The 17,591-nt window shown below is 72.8% G+C and carries 16 protein-coding genes; 14 read left to right on the top strand and 2 right to left on the bottom strand.

What is annotated here, in order from left to right; genetic code table 11:
* Positions 1-34: 34 nt before the first annotated feature.
* The 4 genes from ABD663_RS07330 (at position 35) to ABD663_RS07315 (ending at position 4,394) form a co-directional block, all read left to right on the top strand.
* Entirely contained in the window at positions 35-1,129 is a 1,095-nt protein-coding gene (locus ABD663_RS07330; RefSeq protein ID WP_344737318.1) for a hypothetical protein, read from the top strand.
* 97 nt (positions 1,130-1,226) lie between these two features.
* Entirely contained in the window at positions 1,227-1,658 is a 432-nt protein-coding gene (locus tag ABD663_RS07325; RefSeq protein WP_344737316.1) for a GlcG/HbpS family heme-binding protein, read from the top strand.
* 31 nt (positions 1,659-1,689) lie between these two features.
* Positions 1,690-3,345 (top strand): thiamine pyrophosphate-binding protein, encoded by a 1,656-nt coding sequence (locus tag ABD663_RS07320; RefSeq protein WP_344737315.1) that lies wholly within the window; start codon positions 1,690-1,692, stop codon positions 3,343-3,345.
* A 185-nt stretch (positions 3,346-3,530) separates the two neighbouring features.
* The gene (locus ABD663_RS07315; protein WP_344737314.1) at positions 3,531-4,394 is read left to right on the top strand and encodes a helix-turn-helix domain-containing protein; all 864 of its coding nucleotides are present in this window, start codon (positions 3,531-3,533) and stop codon (positions 4,392-4,394) included.
* A 30-nt stretch (positions 4,395-4,424) separates the two neighbouring features.
* Here ABD663_RS07315 and ABD663_RS07310 read toward each other — a convergent pair whose 3' ends face one another.
* Positions 4,425-7,178 (bottom strand): AAA family ATPase, encoded by a 2,754-nt coding sequence (locus tag ABD663_RS07310; RefSeq protein ID WP_344737313.1) that lies wholly within the window; start codon positions 7,176-7,178, stop codon positions 4,425-4,427.
* A 123-nt stretch (positions 7,179-7,301) separates the two neighbouring features.
* Here ABD663_RS07310 and ABD663_RS07305 point away from each other — a divergent pair, with 123 nt between their 5' ends.
* Entirely contained in the window at positions 7,302-8,216 is a 915-nt protein-coding gene (locus ABD663_RS07305; RefSeq protein ID WP_344737312.1) for a LysR family transcriptional regulator, read from the top strand.
* On the opposite strand, the gene ABD663_RS07300 is transcribed toward ABD663_RS07305, so the two are convergent.
* On the bottom strand, positions 8,206-8,742 hold the full coding sequence (locus ABD663_RS07300) for a DUF302 domain-containing protein (RefSeq protein WP_344737311.1): 537 nt from the start codon (positions 8,740-8,742) through the stop codon (positions 8,206-8,208). The genes ABD663_RS07305 and ABD663_RS07300 overlap by 11 nt on opposite strands.
* A gap of 212 nt (positions 8,743-8,954) precedes the next feature.
* Here ABD663_RS07300 and ABD663_RS07295 point away from each other — a divergent pair, with 212 nt between their 5' ends.
* From ABD663_RS07295 to ABD663_RS07255, 9 genes are all read left to right on the top strand, one after another.
* Entirely contained in the window at positions 8,955-9,776 is an 822-nt protein-coding gene (locus ABD663_RS07295) for an alpha/beta fold hydrolase (protein WP_344737310.1), read from the top strand.
* 68 nt (positions 9,777-9,844) lie between these two features.
* On the top strand, positions 9,845-10,900 hold the full coding sequence (locus tag ABD663_RS07290) for an SLAC1 family transporter (protein ID WP_344737309.1): 1,056 nt from the start codon (positions 9,845-9,847) through the stop codon (positions 10,898-10,900).
* Entirely contained in the window at positions 10,897-11,610 is a 714-nt protein-coding gene (locus ABD663_RS07285; protein ID WP_344737308.1) for an ABC transporter ATP-binding protein, read from the top strand. The genes ABD663_RS07290 and ABD663_RS07285 overlap by 4 nt, the downstream gene beginning before the upstream one ends.
* Positions 11,611-11,614: 4 nt before the next feature.
* Positions 11,615-12,925: an FtsX-like permease family protein gene (locus ABD663_RS07280; RefSeq protein ID WP_344737307.1), complete on the top strand. Its 1,311-nt coding sequence runs from the start codon at positions 11,615-11,617 to the stop codon at positions 12,923-12,925.
* Between the two features lie 33 nt (positions 12,926-12,958).
* Positions 12,959-13,348 (top strand): DUF2255 family protein, encoded by a 390-nt coding sequence (locus ABD663_RS07275; RefSeq protein WP_344737306.1) that lies wholly within the window; start codon positions 12,959-12,961, stop codon positions 13,346-13,348.
* Entirely contained in the window at positions 13,345-14,214 is an 870-nt protein-coding gene (locus ABD663_RS07270) for an aldo/keto reductase (RefSeq protein ID WP_344737305.1), read from the top strand. Before ABD663_RS07275 ends, ABD663_RS07270 begins: the two co-directional genes overlap by 4 nt.
* A gap of 93 nt (positions 14,215-14,307) precedes the next feature.
* Positions 14,308-15,027 carry a hypothetical protein gene (locus ABD663_RS07265; RefSeq protein WP_344737304.1) on the top strand — a complete coding sequence of 240 codons (720 nt, stop codon included), beginning with the start codon at positions 14,308-14,310 and terminating at the stop codon, positions 15,025-15,027.
* Positions 15,028-15,188: 161 nt separating this feature from the next.
* The gene (locus ABD663_RS07260) at positions 15,189-15,902 is read left to right on the top strand and encodes a Type 1 glutamine amidotransferase-like domain-containing protein (protein WP_344737303.1); all 714 of its coding nucleotides are present in this window, start codon (positions 15,189-15,191) and stop codon (positions 15,900-15,902) included.
* Between the two features lie 81 nt (positions 15,903-15,983).
* On the top strand, positions 15,984-17,528 hold the full coding sequence (locus tag ABD663_RS07255) for a S1C family serine protease (protein ID WP_344737302.1): 1,545 nt from the start codon (positions 15,984-15,986) through the stop codon (positions 17,526-17,528).
* Positions 17,529-17,591: the final 63 nt, after the last annotated feature.

The following is a 17,591-nucleotide window of genomic DNA, read 5'->3' as shown; positions in this document are numbered from 1 at the left end:
GTTGTCACGAGCACGGTGGCCACGGGAGGTCGACATGGCGGATACCGACCCGGCGCGACTGCGCTCGGCTTACAGCCGCATGTCGTGGGCCGCGCTTGCGGTGGGCGGGATCGCGAGCGCGGTCGGCGGGTTCGTGCTCGGCGTCGTCGGAGGTTCGTCGGCGCCGGCGGCGGTGGCCGTCGTCTACGCGGTGATCGGGGCCGTGTCGGCGATCGGCGCGGCGGGAGTTGTGCTGCTCGTGCTGGCGATGCTGCGGGCCTACGAATCGTCGTCGATGAGTCTGCGTCTCGCGGTCGCGGCGGCGGCCCCGGCCGTCGTCGTCGCGCTCGCTTCGAGCTGGACGGCATCGGTCCTCTCCCCGCCGATCGCCGCGTGGGTGGCCCTTCCGACCGGGTTGTTCGCCGCAGCCGTCGGCGCCGGCCTCGCGTTCACGGCCGAGCGGCGCGCGCCGCATGCGCGCCGACCGCAGCCGCGCGATCACATTCCCGCGGATGCCGGGCTCTGGCCGCTCGCCGGGGGCGTGGCATCCGTCGTCATGGGGCCCGCGACCCTCTGGCTGCTGCGCGAGGTGCTGCACGTCAACTGCGGCAGGGGGGCGCCGGGCACCGAGGCGGGAGGCGGGTGGATCTGCGCGGATGGCATCAGCTACCTCTGGGCGGCGATCCTGCTCGGGGGCGCAGCGGTCGGGATCGCCGTCGTCGGCGCGCTGGTCGCGTACCTCGTGCGCAACGATCGCGTCGCTGCGGTCCTGCTCACGCTGCTCGCGGCGTTCTCGGTGGGGTGGATGCTGGGGTGGACCTGGTACGGATCGTCGCACCTGGTCTGGCAGACGCCACCCGGGGTGGCCGGCACCGACTTCTGGGTCGCTGCCGTCGGACCCGCGGCACTCGTGGCATCCGCCGCCATCGGGTCGGCGATCACTGCGCTGGTGTTCGGCGGGCGAACCGCGCGGCTGCTCGTGGCGGTCGCGCTCGGCGGCATGGCGGTCGCCACCGTGCTGCAGCCGGGTCTTGCGCCGGCGACGCTCGTCGCCGCCGGCGCGCTCGGCGGCGCGTTGCGTCGGAGCACGGTGCCCCGGCCGGAGGAATCCCGCGCGATCGTCCGACCGGAGCGTGGTTCTCGGACGTAAGTCGTGACCGCCGACCGCGCTGCGTGGTCTTCACAGGGCCACGCGGCGGGCGGCGCGGGTTCGTAGCGTCAGGGTGTCACTGAGGAAGGGACACCCGATGGACTTGCCGCAGCTCTCGCCGGTCATCCTGAGCCTCGACACCGCGCGGACCGCGACCGCGGCGGCGATCGTCGCGGTCGAGGAGGTCGGCATCCCGTACACGCTCAGCGTGGTGGACGGGGCGGGGCAGCTCGTGCACGTCACCCGGCTCGACGGGGCGGTCATCGGATCGATCGACACCTCGCTCGCCAAGGCGCGCACCGCCGTCTTCTTCGGGGCCGCGACGGCCGACCTGGCAGGGGCCGTGGCCGACGGTTCGCCGCTGGCCACGATCCAGACCGCGACCTCGGTGCCGCTGGCCTTCGTCGCGGGCGGGGTGCCGATCACCGATGCGGACGGCGTCGTGATCGGCGGGTTCGGTGCGGCCGGCGGTTCGCCCGAGCAGGACCACCGCGTCGCCCACGCCGCCGTCGAGGCGATCCGAGCGTGACGCGCGCAGCCGATGAGGCGAGGTGACACGCATGACCGTCGCCGACAACATGGTCGCCGTGCTGCGCGAGTCGGGTGTGCGCCGCCTCTACGGCGTGCCCGGCGACAGTCTGAACGGACTGGTCGACGCGCTGCGACGCAGCGCCGGGATCGAATGGATCCCTGTGCGGCACGAAGAGGCGGCAGCGCTGGCGGCAGGGGCGGATGCCGCGCTCACCGGTCGGCTCGCCGTGTGCGTGGGCGGCTGCGGGCCCGGCAGCACGCACCTGATCAACGGCCTGTACGACGCACAGCGCAACGGCGTTCCCCTGCTCGCGATCGCGGCGCAGGTGCCGGGGGCCGAGATCGGGGGCGAGTACTTCCAGGAGACCCACCCCGAGGAGAGCTTCGAGGAGTGCTCGGTCTACTCGGCCGTGATCTCGCACCCCGAGCACGCCGAGCACATCTTCGGCATGGCGATCCGCGCGGCGGTCGAGCGTCGGGGTGTGGCTGTCGTGGTCGTGCCCGGCGAGGTGTTCCTCGCGCCGGCCGACCCGCCGTCGCTGCCGGTCGGGGTGCAGGCGACGTCGCCGGTGGTGCGGCCCTCCGACGCCGAACTGCGCACAGCCGCCGGCATCCTCGACTCGTCGTCGCGCGTGACGATCCTCGCGGGCGCCGGGTGTGCGGGTGCGCGCGACGAGGTGCTCGCACTCGCGGCCGCGCTCCAGGCTCCCATCGTGCACACGCTGCGCGGCAAGGAGATCCTCGAGTTCGACAATCCGTACGACGTCGGGATGACGGGCCTGCTCGGCTTCGCGTCGGGCTACAAGGCGATCCGCGACGCCGACACGATCCTGATGCTGGGTACCGACTTCCCGTACCGGCAGTTCCTGCCGAAGCGCACGTACATCCAGGTGGATGTGCGCGGCGAGAGGCTCGGTCGGCGCGCCGACCTCACGCTCGCCCTGGTCGGCACGGTGCGTGACACGGTGGCGGGGCTTCGGCCGCTGCTGCGTGCCGAGCGCACCAGCGGCCACCTCGACGCGGCGTGCGCGCATTACCGGCGTGCGCGAGACCACCTCGACGACCGCGCCGTCGCCGATCGCGTCCCCGTCCACCCCGAGCTGGTCGCACGCACGCTCAGCGCGGTCGCCGCCGACGACGCCGTTTTCACGGTGGACGCCGGCTCGCCCATGGTGTGGGCCGCGCGGTCGCTGCGCATGAACGGGAAGCGACGTCTGCTCGGGTCGTTCAACCACGGCTCGATGGCCACCGCGCTGCCGAACGGGATCGGTGCGAAGGCGGCATCGAGCGGGCGGCAGGTGGTGGCGATGGCAGGCGACGGCGGGCTGTCGCTGCTGCTGGGCGAGCTGCGGACGCTCGTGCAGCTGCAGCTCGACGTCAAGGTCGTCGTGTTCAACGACGACACCCCGCACTTCGCGGACGTCGCCGCAGCGATGGGCATGCCGAGCCGCCGCGTCACGCACGTCGACGACCTGCGCGATGCCGCGACCGAGCTGCTCGGCCGCGACGGACCGGCACTCCTCGAGGTCATCACCGCACGTCAGGAGCCGGCGATCCCGCCTGCGATCGCCGCCGCCCAGGCGAAGGGGCTCTCGCTCTACGCGATACGAACCATCCTGGCCGGGCGCGGCGACGAGCTTCTCGACCTGGTCAGCACCCACGTCGCGCGGCGCCTGCTCGGATGACCTAGGTCATCCGGCATCCCGAGCCCGCCGGCACGGGCGACCAGAGGCGGACCGATGCCTCGGGTGCCGCCCGGCGCCCGCCCGGGAATGCGGTCGTTCTGCCGATGCCGCGGCCCCGCGTCGAACGCGAGCATCGTCACAGGCGGATGGTCGACAGGGTGTCGGCGGGCCGGAAGGCGGAGATCATGGGTGCACGGGTTGCGGAGTATCTGCGGGCGCGGCGCGCGGTCGTCACTCCCGACAGCGTCGGGCTGGCCGAGGGGATCGGCCGACGGCGTGTGCAGGGCCTGCGTCGCGAAGAGGTGGCGCTGCGCGCCGGGGTGAGTCCCGAGTACTACGTGCGGATCGAGCAGGGACGCGGCATCCAGCCCTCGCACCAGGTGCTGCGGGCCCTCGCGTCGGCCCTCGACCTCGACGCCGATGCGACGGCGTACCTGTACCTGCTGGCCCGTGAGGATGCCGGCGAGCCGGTGCGCGATCGCCGCGCCACCGGCGTCGGCGCCGCCGAGCGCGCCTCGCTCGAGGGCCTCATGGGCGATCTGGTCGGCGTGCCGGCGTTCGTCGTCGACCGCAATCAGGATGTCCTCGCCGTCAACACGATGGCCCGCATCGCCGGGCGCGGGCTGCTGCGTGCGGGCGACAACCTCGCCGAGCAGATCTTCAGCCCGGAGTTCCGGCACGCGATGACCGAGTGGGAGGTCATCGCAGATTGGTCGCTGGCCGCCCTGCGCTACTACGCGGATGCCGCCGATGGCCGATTCGCCGAGATCGTCCGGTCGCTCGAGCAGCTGGCCCCCGACGACTTCCCGGCCATGTGGGCGCGGTACGAGGCGCGCACATTCTCGTTCGTGCGGGTGCGCGAATCGCTCGCCGGCTTCGGAGCGGTGGACGTGCAGGCGCAGGGACTGCGGATCGACGGCCCCTCGGGGCTGCACGTGCTCGTGGTGCGAGGGCTGCCCCTCGTGTCGGCGAAGGACGCGCGCCGCAGTGGGTCCGAGCGCGAGGCGCGGCAGCATTCCGTCGTGCAGCCGCGGCGCCTCGCGGGCTGACGTCGCGCGCGACGGCATCGCGCGCCACGGTCAGGGCGCCGGTGCGCCGCTGCCGAGCAGTTCCACCAGCTGACCGCGCCGGGTGGCTCCGACCTTCGTGAAGACGCTGCGCAAGTGCGCGCCGACCGTGCGGTGCGAGAGGTAGAGCTGGTCGGCGATCTCCTTGTTCGTGAGTCCGCGCGTGACCAGATCGGCGACGAGTTCCTCCTGCGGAGTCAGCGCAGCTCGGCGGTCGGCGACGTCGCCGCGCACGCGCGTGTCGACCGTGCCCGCTGCGCGAAGCTCGGCCGCTGCCCGCTCGGCCCAGCGTGTCGCGCCGTGCGCCTCGAAACCGCGCAGCGCGGCGAACAGGTGCTCACGGGCGTCGACGATGCGGCGGTGACGGCGCAGCCACTCGCCGTAGAGCAGGTGGGTTCTGGCGAGGTCGTATCCTGCGCGGCTGCGTGCACCGTGGTCGATCGCGGCGGTGAAGTGTGCGGCAACGGCGTCGTCGGCGGCGAGCAGCGCGCGGGAGCGTTCGATGAGCATGCGCAGGTGGGCCGACGGATCGGGCACCGCCGCGGCGACTTCGAGCCATCGCTCCACGGGCTCGGTGCGCCCGACACGTACGGCGGCCTCGGCGAGGTCGGCGCCGGCCCACAGTGCGATCGGCGGATTGATCTCAGTGCGCGCCAGGTGTGCGAGCGCGTCTTCGGGGCGCCGGTCGCCCAGCGCGAGCGTCGCCTGCGCCCACTCGGCGAGCGCGACGACCCGCGGCACCGGGTGGTCGCCGCCCAAGGCCTGCGAGGACGCCAGTGCCTCGCGGGCACGGACGTCGTCGCCGCGCGCGGCGTGCACCCGCGCGGCGTTCGCCGCGGCGAGCGCGCCGACGACGGCGAGGCCGAGGTCGGCGCTGATGTGCAGTGCGCGCTCGGCGTCGGCGAGGCCCTCGGCGAGGCAGTTCGCGGTCACATGCGCGACACTGCGGCCGGCCAGCCCCACGGTCTCGTCGCCGGCGCGACCGGTCGCGTGGAACAGGTCGATCTCGGCGCTCCACACCCCGATCGCCGCCTCGAGATCGGTGGTGTCTTCGACGGCGAAGGCGAGGCAGTTCAGCAGGGTCGGATCGGTCTCGCCCAGGTCGCGGCGCAGCACCTCGATCGCGCGGCCGACATCGTCCAGCGGACGGCCCCCCATGAGCGCCAGGCCGATCCGGCGCACCACGTCGGCCCGTGTCCCCTCGGCGGTCTGCGATGCCTCGAGCGCCGCACGGACGGCGTCGTGCACCTGCGGCGAGTCGTCGACGCGCAGATAGCACCGCACCGCCGCCCACACCAGCACCTCGACGCGCGACGCCGACGCCGACGTCGCGCCGAGGGTGTGCGCCAGATCCAGCAGTTCGGCGGCCGACCGCGCGGGGGTGCCCACGGTGAGCGCGAGCATCCACTCGGTTCGCGCGGTCTGCAGGCGCACGCCGGCGTCGTCCGACAGGGCCTCCGCCTCGGCGGTCAGCTCGCCCGCCGAGGCGGAGGCGCCGGCCTGGCGCGACATCTCGCCGGCGTAGGCGAGTCGCCGGGCACGATCCGCGGTTCCGGGGCTGTGGGTGGCGGCCGTCCGCCACAGTGCTGCCGACTCGGACGTGGCGCCGCGCCGCGACGAGGCGGCAGCGACGTCTTCGAGTTCGCGGGCGAGTGTCTCATCGGCCCCGAGGCCGGATGCCGCCCGATAGCGGGCCCGCCGCAGATCGTCGGCGGTCGCGGCGGCCAGGGCGGCGTTGACCTCGTGAATCAGCTCGGGATCGGCGGCGCTGTGCACCGACGAACTGATGAGCGGATGCCGGAACCGGATCCGTCCGCCGCTGGTGCGCACCAACCCCGCACGTTCGGCGGGGCCGAAGCTCTCGGATCCGAGACCCAGTCGCGCGGCGGCGGCGAGCACCTCGAACGCGGGCGCGTCCTCGCCGATCGAGGCGACGAGCAGCGCACGCTGGGTGGCATCCGGCAGCGCGAGCGTCTCGGTGAGGAACGCGCGCTCGAGGCGGCGGGTGAGCGGAGTGCGCGCGGTGAGTCCGTCGGCGCGGGGTTCGTCGCCCGCCGCGGCGGCGAGCTCGCCGAGGGCCAGCGGATTGCCCTGCGACTGCGCCATCACCCGGGCGCGCGCGGTCGGTGACAGCTCGGGTGCGCGGCGCGCGAGGAGCGCGCCGGCATCGTCGGTGCCGAGCGGGGTGAGGGCGGTGACGCGGGTGAAGGATGCCTCGACGTCGGGTTCGCCCGTCTCCGGCCGCGCGGTCGCCAGCAGCAGCGCGCGGGTGCCGGCCAGGCGGCTCGCCAGGAACAGCACGATGTCGGCGGTGGACGGGTCGACCCACTGCAGGTCGTCGACCACGATGAGCACGGTGCGGGTCGACGCGGCCTCTTCGATGAGCGAGAGGGTGGCGATGCTCGTCACGAGCCGGTCGGCGGCGGTGCCGTCGGCGATGCCGAACGCGATCTCGATCGCGGCGCGCTGTCGCTGGGGGAGGGCGGGGAGCAGGTCGAGCACCGGCAGCAGCAGCTCGTGCAGGCCTGCGAAGCCCACCGACGAGCGCATACGCATGCCGCGGCACGACAGCACCAGCGCCCCGCGGCCGTGTGCCGCCTCGGTGACGGCGTCGAGCATCGCGGTCTTGCCGATTCCGGCGTCGCCGAGCAGCAGATGGGCGGCGCCGGTCGCGTGGTCGGCGTCGGAGAGTGCGTCGAGCAGCAGCGCGAGCTCGGTATCGCGGCCGACGAGAGCGTCCGTCGGGTCGGGAGAGGTGTCGGTCATGGGGTTCGAGGGTCGTACGGGTTCCATCGGGCGGGATCCATCTGAGAAGCTAGTCAGCTTCAACGCGACATGGGTGGACAGATTCCGGAATCCCGGATTCCACTTTCCGGATACGATTTCGGAATGCAGATCGCCTGGCTCCGGGCTTTCACCGCCGTCGTCGACCACGGCACCGTCGTGGCGGCCGCGACAGCTCTCGGCCGCCCGCAATCGCGCGTGAGCTCGTACGTGTCGCAGCTCGAGTCCGAGCTCGGTGTCGTGCTCATCGACCGCAGCCGGCGTCCCCTCGATCTCACCACCGCCGGCCACACGTTCCTGCCGCATGCGCGGGCCGTGCTGCGCACGCTCGCGACCGCCGACGACGAGCTGGCGCACTTGGGCGGCCACGAGCACGGCACGGTACGGCTCGCCTGCATCCCGAGCATCGCGGGCGCCTACGCGCCGTCGCTCGTCGACCGCTTCGCGCGCACCGAGCCGTCCGTGGTCGTGCGCCTGCAGGAGATGGCGACATCGGCGGTGCCGCCCGCCATCGTCGAACGGCGCGCGGATCTCGCGCTCGTTCCGGTGGCCTATCTCGACGGCATCCCCGAGATCGAATCCCTGCCGCTGTGGACCGAGAAGCTGGTGGTCGTCGTCTCAGACGCGCACCGGCTCGCGACCCGGCGCTCGCTGTCGCCGCGCGAGCTCGCCGACGAGTTCCTGGTGACCTCGGGCAGCGGCGAGGGCATGAGCGGGCTCTCTCCCGAGGTGAGGCCGTTCTTCGCGCGAGAGGGACTGCGGCCCGAGGCCACGCGGCGGGTCGCCTCGCCGCACACGCTCGTCGCACTCGTGCGGCGCGGCGTCGCGGTGTCGATCGTCAACGAGCTGGCGCTCGCGGTCACCGGCACGGCGGGTCTCGTCGTCATCCCGTTCGGCACTCCCGATGCGCAGCGTCGCATCGCCGTGGCGTGGAGGCGTGGCGACTCTCTCTCGCCGGCGTCACTGGCGCTTCGCCGGTTCATCGTGGGCTCGCGACCCCCGTCGGTGGCTACGCGCTGACCGCCGACCACACGAGCTCGGCGGGCACCTCGGCGCCCAGCAGCTCGAGCAGCGCGGCCAGCGAGCGGTCGAGCCCGCGGGCGACGTCGGTGATCGCCTCGACGCCGTAGCCGCCGAACAGGTCGCTGGGCACGTCGGCGGTGAACAGCACGGGTTCGCCGTCCACATGGGTGAGCGCAACCCGCAGCGGAGCATAGATCATGACGCGCGGGTCGAGTCGGAACATCTTCTCGGCGGTGACGTGGTTGCCCAGCAGATACGCGATCGCGCGTGCCGGGTCGCCGGCGCGACCCATGAGGGGGCGTACGTCGTTCTTCACGTAGACGAGGAAGCCGTGCGGCGCGTGCTGCGCGGTCCACTCCGCGATCTCTTCCCAGTCGCCGGCGGTGCGCACCTCATGGGCGAACGCGTCGGGGTCGAGGTGCGGTGCCGCCCGCTCGAAGGCGGCGACCGCCTCGTCGAAGGTGCCGGGGAGCGCGACCGAGACGGTGCGCACCGGGCGGGAGAAGACGGTCATGTCGGGCATGTCGGAGTCCTTCCGGGTGAGGGATCGACCCGAACCTACGCAGGCCGCACGGGCCGGTCGTGGCCCTCGCAGGAACACCGTCGAGGGGCCCCGGCTGGGTGTCAGCGCGAGGGCCACGACAGCCGCTCCCACGCCTTTCTAACGTCGTGCTCGGGCTCGATCGAGTCCCACCCGACCAGCCGTCACCGACGGCACAGCGAAATGAGGAAGCCATGCCCTACCTGACCCTCTCCGACGGCACCGAGATGTACTACAAAGACCAGGGATCGGGCCAGCCGATCGTCTTCGCCCACGGCTGGCCGCTCAGCGGTGACGCGTGGCAGGTCGCGATGAAGTTCTTCGCCGACCGCGGCTTCCGCGTCATCGCGCACGATCGTCGTGGCCACGGCCGCTCGTCGCGCACCTATACCGGCAACGACCTGACCACGTATGCGAGCGACCTCGCGCAGCTGGTCGAGCACCTCGACCTGCACGACCTCGTGGTCGTCGGGCACTCCACCGGCGGCGGCGAGGTCGTCCGCTACGCCGCCCAGCATGGCGCCGGCCGCGTCGCCAAGGTCGTCACCGCCGGCGCGATCCCGCCGATCATGGTGAAGTCCGAGTCGAACCCGGAGGGCACTCCGATCGAGGTCTTCGACGGCATCCGCGCCGGTGTGCTGGCCGACGCTTCGCAGTTCTGGCTCGACCTGTCCGAGACGTTCTTCAGCGCCAACCGCGAGGGCTCGAAGGTCTCGCAGGGCGCGAAGTTCGACTTCTGGCGTCAGGGGATGCTGTGCGACCTGCCCGCCGCATACGACTGCATCAAGGCGTTCAGCGAGACCGACCAGACCGAGGACCTGAAGGCCCTCGACGTGCCGATCATGATCGCGCACGCCACCGACGACCAGATCGTGCCGATCGGCGCCGCCGCGATGAAGAGCATCGAGCTCGTCAAGGACGGCACCCTCAAGGTGTACGAGGGCTACTCGCACGGCATCTTCGGCGAGTACCAGGACAAGCTGCTCGCCGACATCCTCGAGTTCATCCAGAAGTGAGCGACGGGCGGCCCCGCCTCACGGCCGGGGCCGCCCCCGCTCGGTCTTCTCCGAGAGGCGGGAATGTCATGACCGACAGGATGCCGATCCGCGAGCGGATCCCGCTCAACACGCTGGCGATCCCGTTCGGGACCGCCGGACTGGCCGAGGTGTGGACGGCGGTCGCCGACGCCCTCGACTGGTCGCGAGCGGTCGTCGCGGTCGCGTGGGGCGCCGCCGCCGTCGTGTGGGCGGCGATGATCGTCGCGCATGTGCGGCGGGGGATCGTGACGGGACTGCCCCTGGCAGCGCAGCTGCGGCACCCGGTGCAGGGCCCGATCGCGGTGCTCGCCCTGGTCGTGCCGGTGCTGCTGTCGGCTGCAGCACTGCGGGTGTGGCCCGATCCGGCGCGGGGTGCGGTGGCGGTCACCGTCGTGGCGACGCTGCTGTTCTCGGCGTGGTTCATCGGGCGGCTCATCGCGGGCGGTGTGCCGGCAGACGCCGTGCACGGCGGGTACTTCCTGCCCACGGTCGCCGCCGGGTACATCTGCGCGTACGGGCTCGCTCAGGCGGGCTGGCGTGGGATCGCCATCGGATGCGTCGCCTTCGCCACCCTGGCGTGGGTCGCGACGCTGGCGGTCGTCGTCGCGCGGCTGGCTGTGCGCCCACCTCTGCCCGACGTGCTCGTTCCGACACTCGCCATCATCGTCGCGCCGCCGGCCGTGGGCGGACTCGCGTGGTTCGCCGTCACCGACGGGCGCATCGACGACCTGCAGTGGGCGCTGGCCGGGGTGTTCGCCGTGATGGTCGCGGTGCAGGTCGCGCTCGTCCCGCTCTATCGCCGGACGGCGTTCACGCTCGGCTTCTGGTCGTTCACGTTTCCGTATGCCGCCGCCGTCACGTACGCGATCGTGTGGCTCAGCGCGGCAGCGGAGGCGCCGGGTGCGGCGGGTGCGGCATCCGCTGTGCTCGCGGTCGTGCTCGCGGCGGCGATCACCCTCTTCGTGGTCGCGATCGCGGTGCGCAGCCTCGCGTCGCTCGGCACGGCACCCGGCGGCGTGGGGGCCGAGGCGATCGTCGCCCGAGAGGACGATGAACCGGCACGGACCGGCGGAGTCGGGGCCCCGGGCGGTGAGTCGCGATGACCCTCGTCGATGCGCGCGGAGTCGGCGTCGCGTTCGGTCGCGGCCGCGGTCGCACGTGGGCGGTGCGCGAGGTGACGCTCACGGTCGAGCCGGGGCAGCTGGTGGCCGTGGTCGGAGCGAGCGGCTCGGGCAAGTCGACGCTGCTCTACGCGCTGTCGGGCCTGCAGACCCTCAGCGAGGGGATCGTGCGCGCCGCCGGCGCCGACCTGCATCGGCTGGGTCGGCGCGGGCTGGCCGCGTGGCGGCGGCGCAACGTGGGCTTCGTCTTCCAGACGTACAACCTGGTGCCCTACCTGACGGCTCTCGAGAACGTCGCGCTGCCCGCGCGACTCGCGGGCGAACGCGTCGAGGCGCGGGCAGCGCTGGCAGACGTCGGGCTCGACGATCGCCGGGATGCCCTGCCGTCGCAGCTCTCGGGCGGCCAGCAGCAGCGGGTCGCCATCGCGCGCGTGCTGGCGACGAGGCCGCGACTGATCTTCGCCGACGAGCCGACGGGGGCGCTGGACTCGGAGGCGGGCGAGCACGTACTCCGCATGCTGGGCGACATTCCCGATGAGCGGTCGGCGGTCGTGCTCGTCACCCACGATCTGGATGCCGCCGCGACGGCCGACCGCGTCATCGTGCTGCGCGACGGGCACGTCGTCGCCGACGTCGACCGGCCGACCGCGGCCGAGTTGTTCGGCCTCGTCGCGAGCCCGAGCAGGCGGTGATCCCATGCTCAGACTGATCTGCGCCGATCTGCGGGACGCGCGATTCGTGTGGCTGGCCGCCTTCGCGGTCGCCGCGGTCGCGGCGGTGGCGGTGTCGGTGCCCGCGGTGCTGCTGGCCTCGGCCGAGAGGTCGCCCGATCGCGGGGGGCTCGCACTGTTCTCACTGGCCGGCTTCACCGTCGCGCTCACCGCTGTCGCAGCGCTGGCCGTGCTGACCACCGTGCTGCGGTTGACGGTCACGGTGCGCGCCGCGGCGATCTCGCTGTGGGCGGCGATCGGGTTGTCGCCGGCAGCCGTGCGGGCGGTCATCGCGACCGAGGTGCTCGCGGTCAGCGTGCTCGGCGCCGTCGCGGGGGCGCTCGTCGGGGTCGTCGTCGCTCCGGGCTTCGTGGCATACGGGCTCACCGGCACGGTGGGCCTCACGCCGGTCGAGCCACGGGCGGATGCCGTCACGGCAGGGTGGAGCGCGCTCGCGGTGGTGCTCATCTGCGTGCCGTGCGCGATCGCGGCGGGCCGCCGAGCGGCGCGCTTGTCGCCGTTGATCGCGATCCGCCGCGATACCGAGCCACCGCCGCGCGCCGGATGGCGGCGACCGGCCACCGCTCTGGCCCTGGTTGCCCTGGTCGCGTCGATGATCGCGGCGCTGCGGGATCGACAGGCGGGCAGTCAGCTGCTGCTGATCGGTCCGCTGCTGGCCGGGGCCGTCGCGGCCGCCGGACCGGTCATCGTCGCGCCGTTCGAGCGCGCGTGGTCACGGCCGCTGACGCGGTGGACGGCCGCGGCCGCGCTCGGTCGGGCATCCGCCGTGTTCGGCCCTCGTCGCGACGACGCGACCGTCTCAGCGGCTGTCGTGGCGATCGGGCTGCCGACGGGATTGCTTGCGGGCGCCCACACGCTCAGCGCGCTGTCGGGTGGATCTGCGGCCGGCACGGCACCTGCGGTCGCGCTGCTGGTCGGCGGGCCGACCGTGCTCGCCGCTGCGGCCGCCGCGGTCGCCGCCGCGATGGGAGCGGCCGCTCGAGGGCGCGAACAGGCCGCGGTGCGTGCGGCCGGAGCCGACGAGCGCACGACGCTCGCCGCCGCCGCGATCGAGACAGCCGTGCACGGCGTGACCGCGGCCGCGGCCGTCGGCCTCGTGCTCGTGGTCGCCGCCGTCGCCGAGAGCGTGGCGCTGGGATCCGCGGTGGCCGGTGTCGGGCCGGCGGCCCTCGTCGTCGCGACCGGCGGGGTGCTGATCGCGACGGTCGGCGCGTCGGCGCTCGTCGTTCGGCGAGGCATCCGGCGTCCGGTGCCCGACGTGCTGGCGGTGCGATGACAGATGGATGCGACGGAAGAAAGGGAACAGATCATGTCGTGGGATGAACATGACGCCGCGGTGTTCGCGGCATCCGAGGAGATCACGATCGAGACGATGCGCGCCGACGGCTCGTTCCGACCGCCGGTGCCGATCTGGGTGGTCGTCGTCGATGGAGACGTGTACGTGCGGTCGTCGCACGGCCGCGACTCGGGCTGGTTCCGTGGTGCGCTCACCCGCCACCGTGCCCGGGTGACGACGTGGGCCGAATCGCGTGTCGTCGACCTCGTCGAGGTCGCCGACCTCGACGACGCCCTCGACGAGGCCTACCGGGACAAGTACGCGGCGTATCGACACTCCTTCCTGCCCCGGCTGGTCGGCGCGCCGGCGCGTGCGGCGGCGCTGCGCCTCGAGCCGGCCGAGCGATCGGTGCTGGCGCGATGAGCGGTCGGACGGTGCGCGCGCAGGCAGCCGGCACCTTTCTCATCGGCGGCGAGCTGCCGGTCGCCCGGCTCGGCTTCGGGTCGATGCAGCTCACCGGACCGCACGCGTTCGGGCCGCCGCCCGACGCCGATCGCGCGCGCCGGGTGCTGCGGGACGCGGTCGATCTCGGTGTGAACCTGATCGACACCGCCGACGCGTACGGCCCGGAAACGGTCGAGACCCTGATCGCCGAAGCGCTGCACCCGTATCCCGATGACCTCGTGATCGCGTCGAAGGGCGGCTTCGTCCGCGGCCCTCGCGCGGAGTGGATCGTCGACGCCCGGCCGGAGCATCTGCGGGTTGCGCTCGAGGGGAGCCTGCGGCGTCTGCGGGTCGAGACGATCGACCTCTATCAGCTGCATCGGGTCGACGCGCGCGTGCCGATCGAGGACCAGGTCGGAACCCTCGACGACCTGCGCACGCAGGGGAAGATCCGCCACATCGGGCTCAGCCAGGTGTCGGTCGACCAGTTGCGGGCGGCCGCCGCCGTGACGCCGATCGCGACCGTGCAGAACCTCTACAACCTCGCGGACCGCAGCGCGGAGGACCTCGTGCGCGTCGCCGCCGAAACCGGGATCGGATTCATCCCGTGGTTCCCGCTCGCGACGGGCGGCCTCGTCGACGGCCGGGGAGCGCTGGGCTCGGTCGCGGCGCGCACCGGGGCCACGCCGTCGCAGATCGCCCTCGCGTGGCTGCTGCACCGTACGACCACGATGCTGCCGATCCCCGGCACGAGCAGTCCCGAGCACCTGCGCGACAACATCGCCGCGGGGGGCATCGCGCTGACCGCCGACGAGATCGCGCTGCTCGACTCGCACCCCGCCTGAGCTTCGTGCGGGGAGCCGCGAGCGGACACGACGCAGACATCGCACTTCGACGTCATCGCATCCACGACCGTCACCGAGAACAAGGAGAACACCATGGCAACACTGCTCGAGAAGATCATCGACGCGCACGGCGGGAGCCGCTGGCGCGAGGTCGACAGCATCTCGGCCGTCCGACACTTCGGGGGCGCCTTCTGGGGCCTGAAGAGAGTGGACGGCGTCGCCGGCGAGGGCCGGTTCACCGTCGATCTGCGCACGGAGCACAGTCGGCTGGACGACTTCGGCGACCCCGGCCTGCACAGCGACTTCACCCCCCATCGCGTCACGATCGTGCGTGCCGACGGGACCGTCGCCGCGGAGCTGACCGACCCGCGCGCCTCGTTCGCCGGGCACGAGCTGACCACGCCGTGGAACCAGCTGCACCTCGCCTACTTCACGGGGTATGCGATGTGGACCTACAACACCGAGCCGCAGTCGTTCACCCTGCCCGGCGTCGTCACCGAGGAGATCGGCCCGTGGACCGAGGAGGACGGTGAGGTCTGGGACCGCCTTCGGGTCACGTACCCGGCGTCGATCGCGACCCACACCCCCGTGCAGACGCTGTACGCCGACTCCGACGGGGTGCTGCGCCGCCGCGACTACTCGGTCGACATCGCGGGGGGCTCACCGTCCGTCGAATACATGACGGGCCAGACCTGGTTCGACGGGCTGCTGCTGCCGGTGCACCGCGAGATCTACGTGCGCGACGACCAGGGCCGGGCGGTGCGCGAGCCGCTCATCGTCTCGATCGACATCGACGACGTGACGCTGGGCTGACCGGCGGGGCGGCGCGGCGGTCCCGCCCGGATTGCACGCGCGTTGCAGGTTCGCGCGCGCACTCAGGTCGCGGCCGGCCACCACCTACGGTGGCCCTACCGCTCGACCCGAGGAGACACCGTGGCCCACGCGCTGCCCCCCACCGCCCCGGCGACGCACGGATGAGCGTGCACCTCATCGGCGGCGGTCGCGATGCGTCGCTGACGGCCGCCGTGCTCGCCCCGTTCGTCGATGAGGCGCGCGCCGCCTCTTCCGGTGACCCGGTCATCGCGCTCCTGCTGGTGCTCGAACCGGACGACCGCACCGCGGAGTCCCGGTTCCGCACGGCACTCGAAGCCGCCGGGGCACCGGCATCCGGCATCCGGGTGCACGCGATCCGCGAGGGGGAGCGGTTCGCGGCATCCGTCGTGAGCGGGGTGCACGGCATCTTCGTCGGCGGCGGTCTCACCCCCGCCTATCACCAGGCGCTGACCGACATCGCCGAGCCCATCCGCGGGCGCGTCGCGGCGGGCGCACCGTACGCCGGTTTCTCGGCCGGGGCGGTCATCGCCGCCGCGCACGCGCTCGTCGGAGGACACCGGCTCGACGAGCGGGATGTCGCACCGGCGGATGCCGCAGAGGAGCTCGAGCAACTCGAGGTGCGTGACGGGCTGGGGCTGGTCCGGGCGACGGTCGAGGTGCACGCGGCGCAGTGGGGCACCCTGTCGAGGCTGGTCGCGGCGGTCGAGGCCGACCTCGTGCCACGTGGCGTCGCGATCGACGAGCACACCGCCTACGTCGTGGACGGGCTGACCGCGAGCGTGCACGGTCGCGGCCACGTGTGGAGCGTCGACCGTGCGCGTTGCAGCGCTCGCGTGACGCTGCTGCGGCCCTGACATCGCGGCCTGGATTGCACGCGGATTGCAGTCGCCGGAAGCTCTGACGCCGTGTGCGGTCGCGTCCCTAGCGTCCTTGGCATGAACACGCACACCACCTCTCGTCGCCGGAACCTCGCGTCCGGCCTTGCCCTCCCGGCTGCGGCCGCGCTCGCCCTCACCGGCTGTGCGACGTTTCCCGCAGCCGCTCCCACACCGCAGGGCGTCGGCTTCGACGGCATCCAGTCGGCCACCGTCCAGATCGAAGCCGTCGGCACGTTCGTCTCGCCCGACGGAGGCTACGAGGCCGCAGGTCGCGGGTCGGGCTTCCTGATCTCGTCCGACGGCCTGGCCGTCACCAACAACCACGTCGTCGTCGGCGCCGGCACCCTCAAGGTCTGGCTCGGCGGCGACACGAGCCGCACCCTCAACGCGAAGGTGCTCGGGTCGTCGGAGTGCCTCGACCTCGCGGTGATCCAGCTGCAGGACGACGACTACCCCTTCCTGACGTGGCGCGAGGGCGAGATCCCCACCGCCACCGACGTGTATGCGGCCGGCTTCCCACTGGGGGATCCGACCTTCACGATGACGCGCGGGATCGTCTCGAAGGCCGACACCGCCATGGACACGCCGTGGGCGTCGCTCGACCACGTGATCGAGCACGACGCGCGCATCCGCGGCGGCAACTCCGGCGGCCCGCTGGTCGACGCCGACGGGCGCATCGTCGGGGTCAACTACGCCGGCAACGACCAGCACGACCAGAACCTCGCGATCCATCGCGACGAGGTGCGCGCCGTCGTCGACACGCTCGCCTCGGGCGAAGGCGTGCTGAGCCTCGGCATCAACGGCACCGCGTACACCGCAGAGGGCGAAGGTCTGGGCATCTGGGTCAACTCCATCGCGTCGGGGTCGTCCGCCGACGCGGCCGGCGTGAAGCCGGGCGACCTCATCACGAAGATGGAGGGCGTCTCGGTGGGCACCGACGGCACGATGGCCGACTACTGCGACGTGCTGCGCACGCACGGGCACGACGCCACTCTCTCGGTCGAGCTGTACCGGCCCGCGGACGGCCGGTACTACACCGGTCAGTTCAACGGCACCGCGGTCTCGGCGGTCTCGGTGGTCGACGACCTGGGCGGCACGCCGTCGGGCGGCGGCGGCGGATCCGACCCGACCGACTTCACGACGGTCGTGGACGACACCCAGAGCGTCGCGGTCGATGTGCCGGCGGGGTGGGCGGTGGATGCCACGCCGTTCACCGATCCGCGCGGGGTGACCTGGGCGAGCATCGAGGCGAGCACCGATCTGGCCGCCTACGCGGCCGGCTGGTCGGTGCCGGGCATCTCGGTGCTGGCCGCGCCGACCGACACGGCCCAGACCACACCCGAGGAGTGGCTCGAGCTGGTGACGCCGTACCTGCAGCAGTCGGGATGCTCGCTCTCGGTGAGCGATGTGTACGCCGACGGCTACCACGAAGGCGTCTTCGACTATTGGACCGGATGCGGCGAGACCGGCGCCGACTACCTGATGCTCTCGGCCTACTCCGCCGACGGCAGCTACGTGGTCGCACTGTCGGTCACCGCGCTCGACGAGGGCGACCTGCCCATCATCGACCGGGTGCTGGGCAGCTTCATCGCCCAGTTCTGACCCGCACCCTTCACGGCGCAGCGCTCTCGGCCTCGGTCGGGGCGCTGCGTCGTGGGGATTGCA

The sequence above is a fragment of the Microbacterium awajiense genome (assembly GCF_039536545.1).
Classification (GTDB): Bacteria; Actinomycetota; Actinomycetes; order Actinomycetales; family Microbacteriaceae; genus Microbacterium; species Microbacterium awajiense.
The sequence above is the reverse complement of the archived record's forward strand: the minus strand, read 5'-3'. Positions and strand labels throughout refer to the sequence as shown.